Here is a 13,559-nt window from a genome sequence, read left to right on the forward strand (position 1 = left end):
TAGAATATTCTTTTTTTTATGGCTTATTCTTTTGAATTGCGAAGACGAATTAATTGACGACGCATTTGGGGAGAAGCCGTAAATTCAGAAATTTCTTCTGCCTTCACGGTTGTTTCGACAGGTTCTAAAAATTCATCCACACCACAGGAATAAGCATCAAGCAACAATTCCAGCAGTTGCTCTGGATTGCTAAGAACACCTTTTTCCTCGATTAATCTGAATTTTAAGTGAACCTCACACTCGTAAACTCCAACTTGGGGAGTGGCGACATTGAACTCTAAAGGATCGTAATTCATCTACGCAAGCAGTCTCATGACGACGCGAATAATGGACTGGGTTCAGACTGGACTTGACGATGGCACAACGCCAAGAAAGTATTACAAATCTTCGATGCACCTCAAACATGCTCTAGCGCAGGTCACTCGAAAGAGCGATCGAGCTAGTGTCAGAGAAGCTCTCGTTTCTGCTCGAACCTAACACTTTTAGTAAGCAAGTCAGATCAGCTAAATCGCTGAATCAAATACACGAATCTCGCAGCTTTGTTGTGAAGTCAATCGCAGGTTTTTTGCGGTTCACAACTCGCGCTTAAGCTCATTTATACGGGAGTGAATTGGGAATTAGTACCGTAATAACACCAGTTTTTCAAATACTTTAATTAGAGAAGGCAAGAATTACGAAGGCGAAATTTTAGAGGATTTCAGTTCTTATTTTGAAGATAGATTTCTCTGTAATGAATTGATGAAGTATTCTTTGAAATCTCGGCTGAAATCTAAGTTTTAATCTAGCATTAATTTCTTCTGTAGCTTGCAATACTTGAAATGGCAGCGGTACGGAGATGGTTTTTACAAGTTCGAGAACTGGGAATAAGCGGAGATTGAATGATGCAATTCTCAGCTTGAGCGACTTTCATTAGAAATGACTCAATTCGATTCTTCAGATTAGTTTCTATTGCAAAAAATGTTTCTCAGTGACCACCCTTCTTGCAGTGTATTGTTTTTAACAATTGTATTTACTGACTCATCTTGCTCAGTTCAATCAATGAGTGTTTGAATCTTCTCAGTACTCAGATTTGATCAGCAATCGGTTTAAAGATTCAATGTAGAGGAATTCATCGAAATTGATTCGGTAAAGTTGAATTTAAAGCGCGATCGCACAATTTAAACCAATTTAGACCTCAATTTATTGCTCTTTTCTAGTTTCACAAGTCACTTCCGTACAACTACGTAACCTACGTAGACTTCACCAATCCTAAGAGCGAAAAACTGGAAGCGTGAAGTGAAAAGAACTCCCTTGATTGGCAACCGAATCAACCCAAATTTGACCGTAGTGCGCTCTTACAATTCGTTGACAGAGCGACAGTCCAATGCCGTAGCCGTCCTGAGCGACATCACGCTGCAAGCGATAATGATCTTCAAAAATACGATCGCGGTTCTCTGGTGGAACGCCTGGACCATTATCGTGAACGCTCACTTGAACTTTCTGAGTTGTTCGATGCAAAATCGAGACTTGAATCGTTCCACCATTTGGCGTGTACTTGATTGCGTTATCCAGAATATTGACGATGACTTGCCGCACTCGTTCTGAATCCGCATAGACGATCGGTAAATCTGAAGGAATATCCGTTTCAAGCCGCTGCTGTTTCGATTGAATACGATCGTTTAACGTTAGAACTACATCTTGACATAGCGAACCCAAATCTAATTTCTCAGGATGGATGTGAAGTTCAGCACTGGTTCCACGCGCCGCTTGGAGAATGTCCGTAATCATGCGATCGATAGTGCGAATCTGAGTTCGACCGTGTTTGAGTAAGTTTGCGGTCATCTCAGGAGTAAGGCGAGACGGTTGACCATCGGACTGTTTGTGAGCAATTTCTAGAGTTTCGATCGCGATCGAGGCAGCGGTGAGGGGATTCCGCAGATCGTGAGCCAGCATCGAAATAATCTGATCTTTAAAGTGCAGTTGCGCCTTAAGGTCTTCGTTTTCGCGATTAAGTCGGAACACTTCGTCGCTGAGTTTGATGAGTTCCGTAGAATGCCCAACCGAGGAGATATTCGTTTCACTCGACTTTGGAGCATCGGTGATCAAATCTTTGACCGATCGTTGCCAGCGAGACCACCAATTTTTCAGTTGAACAATCAGGTCGCTTCCCGTCAGAACTTGACGCGGATCGGGGCGAAGTTTAATCAATGTGGGAGTTGCGACCAGACGGTAATGTTCAGCCAGATAGGGCTGTTCACCCACGTCGATCACTTCAAGTTCAAAGGGGCATTCGGCACTTCGATCTTTCAGGAAGTCGCGGATTTGACGGATTTGCTCTCGTGACGCAGGGCGCTGATCGACGAACAGCAAAATCTGGAGTGGCACTTGGGTTTCGGGGTTGGGATTGGGATGTGCTTGCATCGTCATGAATTAGCACTCTCAGAACTGGCGCAAAATAAGAGCGATCGCAGAGTTCGGCGAAACACCGCGCTGCACAAGTCAGATGCAAATGATCGATAAAAATGCAAGTCGCTTCTTATATAGATTATCGTATCCGCTGCACTGTGAAATGCGATCGACTGGATTTGCACGGCGGTTTCCCCACGAAGTTCCCGATCCCTTGTAAAGTGATGTTAATAGAGTATGACCCTTTTCTAATAATTCATAAGAACCCGTGCAAGAAGACTTTCGGTTAATCGTTGATCTGGTTTCAGTGTTGGCGGCGGCGGCGGCGGGTGGATTATTGGCTGCCTTGTTGAAGCAGCCTGTGTTGTTGGGCTATCTGGCGGCAGGCGTGATCGTCGGACCGACGGGATTGGGGTTGATTAAGGAATTAGTCCAAGTCGAAACGCTGGCTCAGTTTGGGGTGGCGTTTTTGCTGTTTGCCCTTGGGGTGGAATTCTCATTTTCGGAACTGAGGAAAGTTAAAACGATTAGTCTCGGTGGCGGCGGTTTGCAGATTGCCCTGACGATTCTGGTGACGACTTTAGTGGCGCTAGGAATGGGTTGGGTGGATTCTCCGACTCAAGGCGTGTTTTTGGGGGCGATTTTGTCGCTGTCTTCGACTGCGGTGGTGCTCAAGTGCCTGATGGAGCGCAACGAGACCGGAACTCCTCATGGGCAGGTGATGTTAGGAATTCTGGTGGTTCAGGATTTGGCTTTGGGCTTGATGTTAGCGGTGTTGCCTGCGTTGGATAAGCCGATCGAGGAAGTAGGATTGGCGATCGGCTGGGCGTTGATTCAAACCGGATTGTTTGCGCTTGGAGCCGTCGCTGCTGGAATTTGGGTGATCCCAAGGCTTCTGAGATTATTGGCAAAAACCGAGAGTCGCGAATTATTTCTGCTTGGTGTGGTTGCATTGTGTTTAGGGATCGCACTCTTGACCGAGCATTTGGGATTGTCGATCGAGATGGGCGCGTTTGTAGCAGGTTTGATGATCTCCGAAGCCGAATACGCGGATCAGACACTTACCTATGTGGAGCCGCTACGGGATATTTTCGCCTCGTTGTTCTTTGCGTCGATCGGGATGTTGATCGATCCCCTGTTTCTCTGGAACAATCTCGAACTGATTCTAGGTTTAGTCACTCTCGTATTTATTGGTAAGTTTCTAATTATTACGCCGCTCGTTCGGATCTTCCGATATCCTCTAAAAACAGCGCTGATTGCAGGATTGGGACTGGCTCAAATCGGAGAATTTTCGTTTGTCCTGGCAAGTGAAGGGCAGTCTTTAGGACTTGTTTCTCGTCGAGTGTATCTCTTGATCTTGGGAACTACTGCCGTCACTTTGGTACTCACTCCGTTTGTGCTGCGATTGGTTCCGAAACTGTTTGCTTGGGGTGAATCTGTTCCGTGGTTAGCGAAGTATTTAGAGCAATCGGATGAACCATTGGCAGTTTCAGAAGATTTGCCGATTCGGGATCATGTGATTGTTTGTGGATATGGGCGGATTGGGCGGAACATTGTGAAACTACTGCGCGATCGTAATTATCCCGTTCTCGTGATTGACCAATCCGAAACGCAGATTCAGAAAGTTCGAGAAGCTGGAATTCCTTATATTTACGGCAATGCAGCGAGTTCGTACGTGTTGGAAAAAGCGGGAGTTGGACAGGCGCAAGGAATGGCGATCGCGCTTCCGGATGCGATGAGCACAAGGTTATGTGTAAAGCGATCGCTTGAAATTGCTCCAGATCTCGATTTGGTTGTGAGAGCGAACAAAGATAAAGATATTGAAGTGCTGTATCAGTTGGGTGCGCGTGAAGTTGTCCAACCTGAATTTGAAACGAGCTTAGAACTCTCTGCACATTTGATGGCAGGAATGGGTTTACCGACTCCAGCCGTTCAGCGAGAAGTGCAGTTAATTCGCAATTCGCACTATTTGGAAATGCGACCGGATCAACCTTCTGAGCAGATCTCACGCGATTTGAAAGCGGCAGCAAATGAAATGAATAGTCGCTGGTATGCGCTGCCTGGAGAATCACCGCTGTTAGGAATGTCGATCGAAGAAACCGATATTCGCCGCTTAACGGGTGTCACTCTGATGGCAATTCGACGAGCGGGCGGAACTGAACTTGATTATCCGGATAGTCAGACGACTTTAGAACAAGGCGATCGCTTATTGATTGTGGGTGAAGCAGATGAAGTGGCTGCCTTTGATCAATTGGCAAAAGGAGAAGCGGCGGTTCCGTCTACGAATTCTTGCTGTCAATGGCTGCAAGTTCCTTTAGAGAGTTCCTTAATTGGTAAGACTTTATCCGACTTAGATTTGCAACAGCGGTACAAGATCTCAGTGCAAACGATTCGCCGCGATAGCAAGCTGATTCGGTTCCCACAGGAAGACTTAGAAATTCAAGCAGGCGATCGACTATTGTTATGCGGTGGATTCCATTCGCTGATTCTGGCTCAAGCCTCGATCATGCCTTCTGAATCTCTATTAAGTATTAATGGATCATTGCTCGAAGATGCTTCAACTAATGTGCAAAACGGCTTTACCGATGAATTGTCGATCGGTTAATTGTTGCGCGATCGCTGCAATCTCTGTCCAAGATGCAGTTCGATCGATATGCGGTTTCAATCGTTGATCGGCGAGTAATTGAACCAGTTTTGCTAGTCCAATTGCAGCAGGTTCGCGCTTCAGTTCATGAAACAAAATAAAACCATATAAACTTGCGCCACCTGCACCATAAAAGGATTTTGCATCAAAGGTAACGGTTCCCTCTACGGTGGTTCCGTAAGTCACACAAATTCCATCTTTCGCGATCGCGCTAATGGCATTCGACAACAATGTTCCACCTGTCGAATCGAGAATCACATCATACGGACTAAATTCTTTGAGAGATTCGCCCACGATTGTTCGATGTGCGCCTGCTTCTTCGATGAAATTAATCCAGTCTGCTCGTCTTAGTTGTGCGGTCACAATCGCGCCTGCTTGTCGAGCGAGTTGAACTGCGAAATAGCCAACACCTCCGGATGCTCCAGTGATTAAGACGGACTTTCCAAGCAACAATCCGCCTTTTGCAAGTCCGTGTAGTGCAGTGAGTCCAGCGACCGGAAGCGTGGAAGCATCTGCAAATGAGACGGAATCGGGTAAAGCTGCGATCGCATCGGTTGGAACCGCAACATATTCTGACCAAGCTCCCGATGGCACAAATCCAACGACTCGTGTTCCAGCCGAAAAGCCTGAACCATCCGCAGCAGGACTCTCGATCGTGCCTGCCAGATCCCAACCGGGTCGCCATCCAGCCGCAGCCGTTTGAGCGCGTCTGACTTCACCGCGATTCAGGGAAATGGCAGCCACTTTGATTAATGCTTCCGAGGGGAGAAGTGAAGGTCGATCGACTTCTTGAAGGATCAATCGCCCTGAAACGGATGGATCAACGACAACTGCTTTCATAAAAAACTCTCGATAGGTGGGAAACTCAGCGTCTTTAGACCTGAGAGGCAAACCAACGAGCGGTTTTAACCGCCTAATTCTGTCAGTATTTTTGGTGTGTCGCGACCGCCTTGGAACTACTTGATTTGGTGTGCCTTTGTACTGCACTTTCAACGGGACAATTACCGTTTCAAATCGTTCGTCCTGTACGCATCGCGACGAAACTCCCTTACGGGGTGATGTTCGCTTCGACAATGTTTTAAGAGCTTGTTCGACCTGCAACACTGTTTCAGTGACCTTGAAACTGTTTAATTGCAGATGACAGAGCCAAGAACTAGCGACGCATTCTTGGGTGTCGTGACTCGAAAAACGTAGCCAGTAAAGGCTTAGTCTGGTCAGAATAGCTGGCAAACGACACGCGCCTAAGCGACGTGGAGTCTACAAGCTCAGTCCTTTAGGGCTGGGTTCCTGACATCAATCTGCTCACTCTGCCCTCAAAATCATAGATCAACTAGAACTGATAGCGAAGTCGCGCCTGAACCGCATGATCGCTAACGTCCCGTTTACCGAGAATCGTTTCGTAGCCAACCCCGATCGATAAATTATTCGCAAATTGAGTTTGAACTCCCGCACTCAATCGGACAAAATCTCGATCGGGTGAATCGGTTTGAGTTCGATTCGGAATTCCAGGCTGACTGACTAGCTCAGTAACAATCTCACGGCTACCATTCGCAAATTCACGCTCATAGTTCGCAGCTAGATAAGGCGTAATTGTGGCAGAAGGAGAACGGAAATCGTAAGACACTTGTGCGCCAACATTCAGAACCACAGAATCCGCTTCTTGATCCTGGACATTGAGGTTCAGAATACTACCATTGCGCTCGGTGTAGCCATCAATGTTCACTTTGGTATAGCGAACACCAACCATTGGACCAAACGCGAGTTGATTTTGTCCCAGATTGTATCCAGTGTTCAATCGAACTGAGAATTGGTTTCCATCTGTGCTGGCAGTAGCAGGTCGGAATCCAGTCACCTGAATGTTTCTTTCGATGTCAAAGTTATTCCAACCATAGTTAATCACTGCATCTGCATACAATCGATCGCGGTTATAGCTTCCATAAGCAGAAAGCGAATAGCTATCAATCGAAACATTGCCTCGATTGCTATTCAAATCACTGCTGTTGTTGAAATAGTTAAACGCTAAACCCAGAGCTAGATCATCAGTCACGCGATAGTCTGCTCCAACGATGACTCCCTTGGTATCAAAATCGAAACCGGAAGTCCGATCGCTACTATCCCGATTTCCAAAGTTAAAGTCCCCATTTACAAACACACCCAATCTCTGATTCGGATTCGGGCTTCGCAGTGTGACTAATCGACCATTCAAATCAGTGGTCGGGCGACCAGCGACACCGAGCGCAATTTCAGCTTGAGGCACGATCGTTTGAGGAGCCGTTAAGATATCAAACGCATACTCTGAAATGATTCGGTGCGCTCTTGTAGTTGGGTGAAGCGCATCCCAGTACAAAAATTGATCACAGTTTGCACCTGTTCCGATACAAGGCGTAGTCACATTCGTAAAGCCGAATCGGGCGGGTTCAGTCGTCACTTCATTGACTAATGCAGCAATGTCGATCGGGATAATCGTCACATTCGGCTGACTTTGCGCCAATGCTTGGAGTGAAGCTCTCAAACCTTGATTGTGTGCGGCTGAAAGTTGTGTCAGTCCTGCACTTTGAGCGGGATTGCCGATCGTACCAGGAACTTTTCCTAAATCTGGTAAGTTCAGGACGATCAGCTTTTCTGCACCTGCGGCAGTTAATCGTTGCAAAATGCTAGAAATGTTACCGACTGGAATGGCTGGATTGGTAACTCCTCCGCCTAGATAATCGTTTGCACCTGTCCAGACAACGAAAGCTTGATCGGCACTCACACGCGGCGAATTTTGCAAAAAGAGATTCACCTGAGTGGTCGTTCCCGGAAACAACGGCGAAGGAATCGGTAAAGTATTCGCCGTGCCGCTTGTTGCTCCACCAAAAGCAAAATTGACCGTAGTTGGCGTTAGATTCAGACGTGCTGCAAGATCTTCAATCCAAACTGGACCATTTGTAAAGCGACCATTGACGTAAGGAGGACTCGGTGGAATTAAACCGCCTGTTGTTCTGAACGCATTGCCATTATCTGAAAGACTATCTCCGAAAACAGTAAACCCTTCGATCGATTGAGCCGAGACGCGAACTGGCAGTGAACAAACCGCGATCGAGAATAGAGCCACAACAAATTGGCGTTTCATCGTACTTAGTAATACTCCATCACACTTGGCTTACAGTTTAAAGCAGATAAATCAGAATGTTGCTAGTTAAGCAATTATTATTTGTAGTCCGTGAAATGGCGGCAAAATGGAAAGAGCGATCGTTGGAGATCAAGTGGGATGACTCAAGCCAAAATCAGATTTTCGAGCTTTGAAGAATATTTGGCGTATGATGACGGGACAGAACAGCTTTACGAATTGCTGAACGGGGAGTTAGTCGCGTTGCCACCTGAATCCGGACGAAATTTTCAAATTGCAAATTTTCTGTTTGCACAACTATTGCCACTGATTGGATACCGCAGGCTCAGAGGGCATGGATTAGAACTACAGGTTAGAGGAGAACCCCAAAATCGATTTCCTGATTTTACTGTGCTCCAGGAAGAACACATTGAACAATTACAGCAACGGAACACAGTTCTGTTGTGGATGGTTCCACCGCTGCTAGTTGTTGAAGTTGTTAGCCCAGGGGAAGCCAGTCGATCGAGAGATTACACGACCAAGCGAGAACAATACGAAAATCGCGGCGTTCCTGAATACTGGATTATCGATCCTCAAACTCAAATCGTGACTGTTCTAGAGCTAGACGGCACAACCTATCGAGAAGTTGGAACTTTTCAAGGTGATCAAATGATTCAGTCTCCAACGTTTTCCATGCTGACGCTTACTGCAACGCAGATTTTTTCAGCTTAGAGGGTGTTTGAGAAGTAATCTTTTATCGCATTCACCCGCCCGGAAATGAATCTCCGGGCGGACTGGCAACGCAGCAAAGCCGCTTTTTATACTTCTCAAACACCCTCTAAGGATCGCTGTCTGAGAATGAATTCCGCGATCGCTAAATCCACTGGGGTCGTCACTTTCAAGTTCGTTTCTTCCCCTTCCACAATTCGGACTTCTAATCCACATTGTTCAAACAATGCTGCATCGTCGGTCACTTCCCAACCGTTCCGCCGTCCCTCAGTATGACATTTCTTCAGCAACGGAACTGAGAAACCTTGAGGCGTTTGTGCTGCCCAGAGTTTCGATCGATCTGGAGTACTTGCAATTACACCCGACGCATCTACAATTTTGATCGTATCTTTCACCGGAATTGCAGCAATGAATCCATTACAAGTATCTAAAGCTTGAGAACATCGATCGAACAATTCTGGAGTTGCTAAACATCGCGCTCCATCATGAATCAGAACATTCTCAGCTTCTGGTGGCAGAGCTTGAAGTCCGTTGTAGACCGATTCTTGACGAGTTGCACCACCTTGAATGAAGTGAACAGGCTTCGTGAGATTGAGCGCGTGAACAATCGATTTGAAGTCTTCCCAATCGATCGATTGTCCGATAATACCAATCCATTCGATCGTCTGTGAAGCTTCTGCGGCGAGAAGAGTCCAAGCTAATATTGGCTTTCCGAATAAATCAAGCAGCAATTTATTGCGGGGAGCTTTGCTCTGGCTTTGCCACGCGCTGCCCATTCGTCGTCCAGAACCCGCCGCAGGAATCAGTAAGTACACAAGCTATCTCAACAACACTTCGGGTTTAAAGTGTATCAGCGACAGCCTAAACTTTGACGAGTTTGCACATTCGTAATTGTGTTTGTGCCATTTGCAATTTGGCAGAGTTGAGGCACGATCGCAGGATCAATTTGCGCCCCTGTGAAATCGGCATTGGTAATCGTAGTGCGAGTAAAAGTTGCACCTCGCAAATCTGCGCTGTTCAAAACTGCGTTCGTCAAATCGGAGCTATCGAACTGTGCCCCTGCAAGTTGTGCTCGATCGAGTCTGGTATTTCTCAGATACACACTAACCAATCGTTGATTTGCCATGTTCGCACCTGTTAAATCGGCTCCACCAAAGAATGCAGTGCTAAGGGCTGCTCCTTGGAAATTCGCGCCTGCGAGTCGAGCCGATCCAAAATCAGTACTTAACAAATAAGCATTGGTAAAGTTTGCTCGATCGAAAATGGCTCGACTGAGTGAAGCCCGACTAATATCTGCATTGGTGAAGTTTGCTGCGGTAAAGTTGCTGTTTCGTCGCTCGCTCGATCGAGCATCCAAAACGACTTCACCCGCCTGAGCGCCACTTAGATTCGCTCCTGTCAAATTCGCGTTACTAAAATCACTTCCAAAGAGCGAAGAATTGATCAGTCTTGCAGTGCTCAGATCGGAATTTGCCAGACTCACATTGATCAAGCTACACCCTCGACATTCTTTTGTCGATCGAACTTGTTGAACAGGATCAGTTTGGGCGTGGGCTGAGAGAGCAGAGAGCAAAATTCCAGTAATCGTTGCAAGCGCGATCGAGATTTTCATAACAATCTAAGTCAAAGCAGAGAATTCATTGTAGTTTAACTGAGATCTTGCACCACTCTCAGTTCGCGTGTTTTCAAGCCTTTCGTTCAGTCCACTGCCCCACCCGGAGATCAATCTCCGGGCTAATCGAGGAAACTCCTCTAAAGAGGACTAAGGAGATTTCTACGAAAGAGCTTACCGCTTGAAAGACTGCCCTTCGGCTTCGCTCAGGGCGCGATCTCTAGCTGACTGAGCGAAGCCGAAGACAGCGGGTAATTTGTTTTCGATAAATCTCCTAAGAGCCAGAGTGTGGGGCTTGAGTCCACTTCAGTGGACTTTCCTCGGTTAGCCCCGATTTGAATCGAGGGCGGAATGGAGCGGGGAACGAAACAGCCAGAAACGGTCTTTTTGAGATTGGTGCAAGATTTGAGTTAACCCGCGTTTGGGTTCATCTCGCTTTTGTCACTAAAAAGCCGCCCAACGCTGGACGGCTCTCGATCGATTCAAGTTCAATCTAAGCGGAACATCCTTCGGTCGCGTAAACGCTGACTTTCTGACGGTCTTTGCCAACCCGCTCAAACTTCACTTCGCCAGTAATCAGAGCAAACAGCGTATCATCACTGCCACGTCCGACATTGTTTCCAGGATGGAACTTCGTGCCGCGTTGACGAACTAAGATATTGCCCGCTTTGACCACTTGACCGCCGAAACGCTTTACACCCAATCTCTGAGCATTAGAATCGCGTCCGTTCCGAGTACTACCTGTCCCTTTCTTATGAGCCATAATTCCCTCTGAAATCGTGTTCTCGTATTCTCTAGATTAACCGTTCGCCGCGTCTTTCGTCGCAATTGCACTTCCACCGACGCTGATCGAATCGATCATAATCCGGGTGAGTTCTTGACGATGACCGCGTTTTTTGCGGGTTTTCTTTTTCGGTTGCATCTTGTAGACGATCACCTTTCGTCCGCGCAAATGACGCATGACGGTCGCTTGAACGGTTGCACCTTCGACAACGGGCGCACCGATCGTGATGTCGCCTTCGTTGTTCACGAATAAAACGCGATCGATTTCAAGCTGTGAGTTTTCTTCTCCAACAAGGCGATTGACATCATAAAACCGACTCGGTTCGACCCGAATCTGCTGCCCTGCGATCTCGATAATTGCGTAAGCCATGAGGTTTTCCTAAGTAGTTGCCGTACAGGTCGCGATCGAAACCGCAGTTCATACCTGATCCGAGCATGAGCTAGTTATCTAGTATGCAGAATGAATTGGTTTACTGTCAAGTCACATTTTCTGCGGGTGCGAGATACACTGAGAAGTAGGGAAAGCGTTTGTGATGCTATGGCAGAAATCGTTAAGCAGAGTGAGCTTTTGAATCAGACTGTCCTCGACCAGGGTTCGATGCAAGAGGTGGGACAGGTGGAAGTCATGTGGATGTACCCAAAAGTACATCGAGTCTTGGGCTTTATCTGTAAGTCGGGTTGGCTTGGTAAGAAAAAAACGGCGTTTAATCTGGAGCAACTTGAAGCGATCGGAAGTAACGGCGTTTTAGTCAATTCGGAACCTGTCGAAACCGATGCCGAGAAAGTGAAACAGCTTGAAACGCTTGTCGGTTGCGAAGTTTGGACGGACTCAGGCGATCAAGTTGGAAAAATTGTTGATTACTTATTCGATTTGCAAACGGGTGAAATTCAACACTATCTCTATGTTTCCGATGGTTGGGGTGGCATTGTTGGAAGCGTTTATCTTTTGCCACCGAACTATATTTTGAGATATGGAAGTCGTCGGGCGATGGTTCCGAAAGAATCGGTCGAATCGTTTGCGGTGTATCGCGGTGGAGTGCAGGAACGATTCTCGAAAGTGAAAGATCTTCTGAGCGATGAGAAAGTTCAGGTGACACAAGAAGTTCGATCGCTGGCTGAAATCGCACGGGAAAAAGCGCGGAAATTAAAAGAAAAAGCTCGATCGATGACTGAGCAAGCTTACGAATTTGTCGAAGAGATTGCGCTCGATGAAACCGAGCCGTATGTTGCTCCCACGTCTGAGCCTGCACCTTGGGACGATTGGGAAGAGGAACCTCCGAAACCGCGACCCAAACAAGAAGTGAAACCGCCCCAAACCTCGTCATCTCCTGCTGCTGATATTTGGGACGATGACGACGATTGGGCTTAGAGGCTGTTTGAACAGCATCGAAGTGTTCGATTCGCCCCGGAATGAATTCGGGGCTGACCAGAGCTAAAGAGGTATGTTGTGTCAAGAATCGATCGTGGTTTCTTGTTCGACCACTGCCTTTAGTTTGCTGTGAAATTCCGATTCGGTTGGCATTGGCATAAATTGGTGAATCGGAGGATGAACTTCTTCAGATAAATCCAGGGATGGCTCCTCAGAATTCTCTGATTCGTTCTTCGTTTCTTCAGGGTGCAGCTTTATTTTCATCGCCTCATTGGAGGCATTTAGACTTGAGGTCGCTTGCTCGATTAGGGCTTCGACTCCTGCTTGCAGTTTGGCAACTCGATTGAGCAAAATCTCTGGCGCTTCGAGGTGATCCACTTTTAGAGGCGCGATCGCTTCGCCACGTAGAACGATCGCATTGACAGGTTCAGCGGGTTCTTCTTGTTGGATTTGCTCTGCCAGTTCTGCCCAGGGTGGCGGTTCTGCGATCGACGACTCTGTAACGACCTTTGGTGCAGGGGAAGCGGTTCGACTCGGTGCAGGCAGATCCGGCAAAATGGTTGTATCTGGGGCAGATTTTTGTTTTGAGTATTCTGATAAAGTGCGGGGGAACTTGTTGCAAACTAACCGTTCAAACTCGTAATTGAAGTGATAGCGAGGTTGTTGGCGGCGTTGCCAAAGTTGCAGAATTTGTTCGACTGAAATTGCTTTATATCGTCCTTGATAGAGGGCTTCGATCACTGCCCATCGAATCCAATTGGGGGAGTAAGTGGATTGCCATCGATCGATTAATTGTCGCGCCTGATTCCCGCCCAGATCAAAGCTGTAGTGGGTCAATAAATCCACTACTTGAGTCGCGGTCTCATGCCACAGAGCCACGTTGGAATCGCTAGAAGAACTTTTTGCCTGATCTGTCGTCATACTTCGCCATTCTAAGGCAAAAAAGCAG

The 13,559-nt window shown here is 47.0% G+C and carries 13 protein-coding genes; 4 read left to right on the forward strand and 9 right to left on the reverse strand.

Translation table 11 applies throughout. The annotated features are described in order from the left end of the window. Window positions 1–23: 23 nt before the first annotated feature. Window positions 24–296, reverse strand: coding sequence for an Npun_R1517 family heterocyst differentiation transcriptional regulator (locus ACQ4M5_RS03315; RefSeq protein WP_430674176.1), 273 nt, complete (start codon window positions 294–296; stop codon window positions 24–26). A 16-nt stretch (window positions 297–312) separates the two neighbouring features. Between ACQ4M5_RS03315 and ACQ4M5_RS03320 the strand changes: the two genes are divergently transcribed. Next, window positions 313–477, forward strand: coding sequence for a hypothetical protein (locus ACQ4M5_RS03320; protein ID WP_430674177.1), 165 nt, complete (start codon window positions 313–315; stop codon window positions 475–477). A gap of 771 nt (window positions 478–1,248) precedes the next feature. Here the strand turns inward: ACQ4M5_RS03320 and ACQ4M5_RS03325 are convergent. Beyond that, window positions 1,249–2,406: a histidine kinase gene (locus ACQ4M5_RS03325; protein WP_430674178.1), complete on the reverse strand. Its 1,158-nt coding sequence runs from the start codon at window positions 2,404–2,406 to the stop codon at window positions 1,249–1,251. A gap of 247 nt (window positions 2,407–2,653) precedes the next feature. Here ACQ4M5_RS03325 and ACQ4M5_RS03330 point away from each other — a divergent pair, with 247 nt between their 5' ends. Continuing rightward, the gene (locus ACQ4M5_RS03330) at window positions 2,654–4,990 is read left to right on the forward strand and encodes a cation:proton antiporter (RefSeq protein WP_430674179.1); all 2,337 of its coding nucleotides are present in this window, start codon (window positions 2,654–2,656) and stop codon (window positions 4,988–4,990) included. Here the strand turns inward: ACQ4M5_RS03330 and ACQ4M5_RS03335 are convergent. Together ACQ4M5_RS03335 and ACQ4M5_RS03340 are read right to left on the reverse strand one after the other, a co-directional pair. Next, the gene (locus ACQ4M5_RS03335) at window positions 4,943–5,869 is read right to left on the reverse strand and encodes a zinc-binding dehydrogenase (RefSeq protein ID WP_430674180.1); all 927 of its coding nucleotides are present in this window, start codon (window positions 5,867–5,869) and stop codon (window positions 4,943–4,945) included. The genes ACQ4M5_RS03330 and ACQ4M5_RS03335 overlap by 48 nt on opposite strands. 490 nt (window positions 5,870–6,359) lie before the next feature. After that, window positions 6,360–8,141, reverse strand: coding sequence for an autotransporter domain-containing protein (locus ACQ4M5_RS03340; RefSeq protein ID WP_430674181.1), 1,782 nt, complete (start codon window positions 8,139–8,141; stop codon window positions 6,360–6,362). Window positions 8,142–8,279: 138 nt separating this feature from the next. Between ACQ4M5_RS03340 and ACQ4M5_RS03345 the strand changes: the two genes are divergently transcribed. Continuing rightward, on the forward strand, window positions 8,280–8,849 hold the full coding sequence (locus ACQ4M5_RS03345; RefSeq protein ID WP_430674182.1) for a Uma2 family endonuclease: 570 nt from the start codon (window positions 8,280–8,282) through the stop codon (window positions 8,847–8,849). A 95-nt stretch (window positions 8,850–8,944) separates the two neighbouring features. Here the strand turns inward: ACQ4M5_RS03345 and ispD are convergent, their stop codons facing one another. The 4 genes from ispD to rplU form a co-directional block, all read right to left on the reverse strand. Further along, a complete protein-coding gene (gene ispD, locus ACQ4M5_RS03350) occupies window positions 8,945–9,661 on the reverse strand; it encodes a 2-C-methyl-D-erythritol 4-phosphate cytidylyltransferase (protein ID WP_430674183.1) in 717 nt (238 codons plus the stop codon). A 35-nt stretch (window positions 9,662–9,696) separates the two neighbouring features. Then, the gene (locus ACQ4M5_RS03355; RefSeq protein WP_430674184.1) at window positions 9,697–10,458 is read right to left on the reverse strand and encodes a pentapeptide repeat-containing protein; all 762 of its coding nucleotides are present in this window, start codon (window positions 10,456–10,458) and stop codon (window positions 9,697–9,699) included. A 493-nt stretch (window positions 10,459–10,951) separates the two neighbouring features. Further along, window positions 10,952–11,221: a 50S ribosomal protein L27 gene (gene rpmA, locus ACQ4M5_RS03360; protein WP_068382800.1), complete on the reverse strand. Its 270-nt coding sequence runs from the start codon at window positions 11,219–11,221 to the stop codon at window positions 10,952–10,954. Window positions 11,222–11,257: 36 nt separating this feature from the next. Continuing rightward, complete coding sequence (rplU, locus tag ACQ4M5_RS03365) at window positions 11,258–11,611, reverse strand: 50S ribosomal protein L21 (protein WP_068382799.1); 354 nt, start codon at window positions 11,609–11,611, stop codon at window positions 11,258–11,260. Window positions 11,612–11,779: 168 nt separating this feature from the next. On the opposite strand from rplU, the gene ACQ4M5_RS03370 reads away from it, so the two are divergent. After that, window positions 11,780–12,610, forward strand: a complete 831-nt coding sequence (locus ACQ4M5_RS03370; RefSeq protein WP_430674185.1) for a PRC-barrel domain-containing protein — start codon at window positions 11,780–11,782, stop codon at window positions 12,608–12,610. An 81-nt stretch (window positions 12,611–12,691) separates the two neighbouring features. Here ACQ4M5_RS03370 and ACQ4M5_RS03375 read toward each other — a convergent pair whose 3' ends face one another. Further along, on the reverse strand, window positions 12,692–13,531 hold the full coding sequence (locus ACQ4M5_RS03375; RefSeq protein WP_430674186.1) for a hypothetical protein: 840 nt from the start codon (window positions 13,529–13,531) through the stop codon (window positions 12,692–12,694). Window positions 13,532–13,559 lie beyond the last annotated feature (28 nt).

The organism is Leptolyngbya sp. AN10 (assembly GCF_050565645.1).
Taxonomy (GTDB): Bacteria; Cyanobacteriota; Cyanobacteriia; order Leptolyngbyales; family Leptolyngbyaceae; genus Leptolyngbya.

Bases quoted from the DNA above. Each gene is read 5' to 3' on its own strand.
- ACQ4M5_RS03340 (WP_430674181.1), bottom strand. From the start codon at position 8,141: ATGAAACGCCAATTTGTTGTGGCTCTATTCTCGATCGCGGTTTGTTCA.
- ACQ4M5_RS03320 (WP_430674177.1), top strand. From the start codon at position 313: ATGACGACGCGAATAATGGACTGGGTTCAGACTGGACTTGACGATGGC.
- ACQ4M5_RS03315 (WP_430674176.1), bottom strand. From the start codon at position 296: ATGAATTACGATCCTTTAGAGTTCAATGTCGCCACTCCCCAAGTTGGA.
- ACQ4M5_RS03370 (WP_430674185.1), top strand. From the start codon at position 11,780: ATGGCAGAAATCGTTAAGCAGAGTGAGCTTTTGAATCAGACTGTCCTC.
- ACQ4M5_RS03355 (WP_430674184.1), bottom strand. From the start codon at position 10,458: ATGAAAATCTCGATCGCGCTTGCAACGATTACTGGAATTTTGCTCTCT.
- ACQ4M5_RS03375 (WP_430674186.1), bottom strand. From the start codon at position 13,531: ATGACGACAGATCAGGCAAAAAGTTCTTCTAGCGATTCCAACGTGGCT.
- rpmA (WP_068382800.1), bottom strand. From the start codon at position 11,221: ATGGCTCATAAGAAAGGGACAGGTAGTACTCGGAACGGACGCGATTCT.
- ACQ4M5_RS03345 (WP_430674182.1), top strand. From the start codon at position 8,280: ATGACTCAAGCCAAAATCAGATTTTCGAGCTTTGAAGAATATTTGGCG.
- rplU (WP_068382799.1), bottom strand. From the start codon at position 11,611: ATGGCTTACGCAATTATCGAGATCGCAGGGCAGCAGATTCGGGTCGAA.
- ACQ4M5_RS03335 (WP_430674180.1), bottom strand. From the start codon at position 5,869: ATGAAAGCAGTTGTCGTTGATCCATCCGTTTCAGGGCGATTGATCCTT.
- ACQ4M5_RS03325 (WP_430674178.1), bottom strand. From the start codon at position 2,406: ATGACGATGCAAGCACATCCCAATCCCAACCCCGAAACCCAAGTGCCA.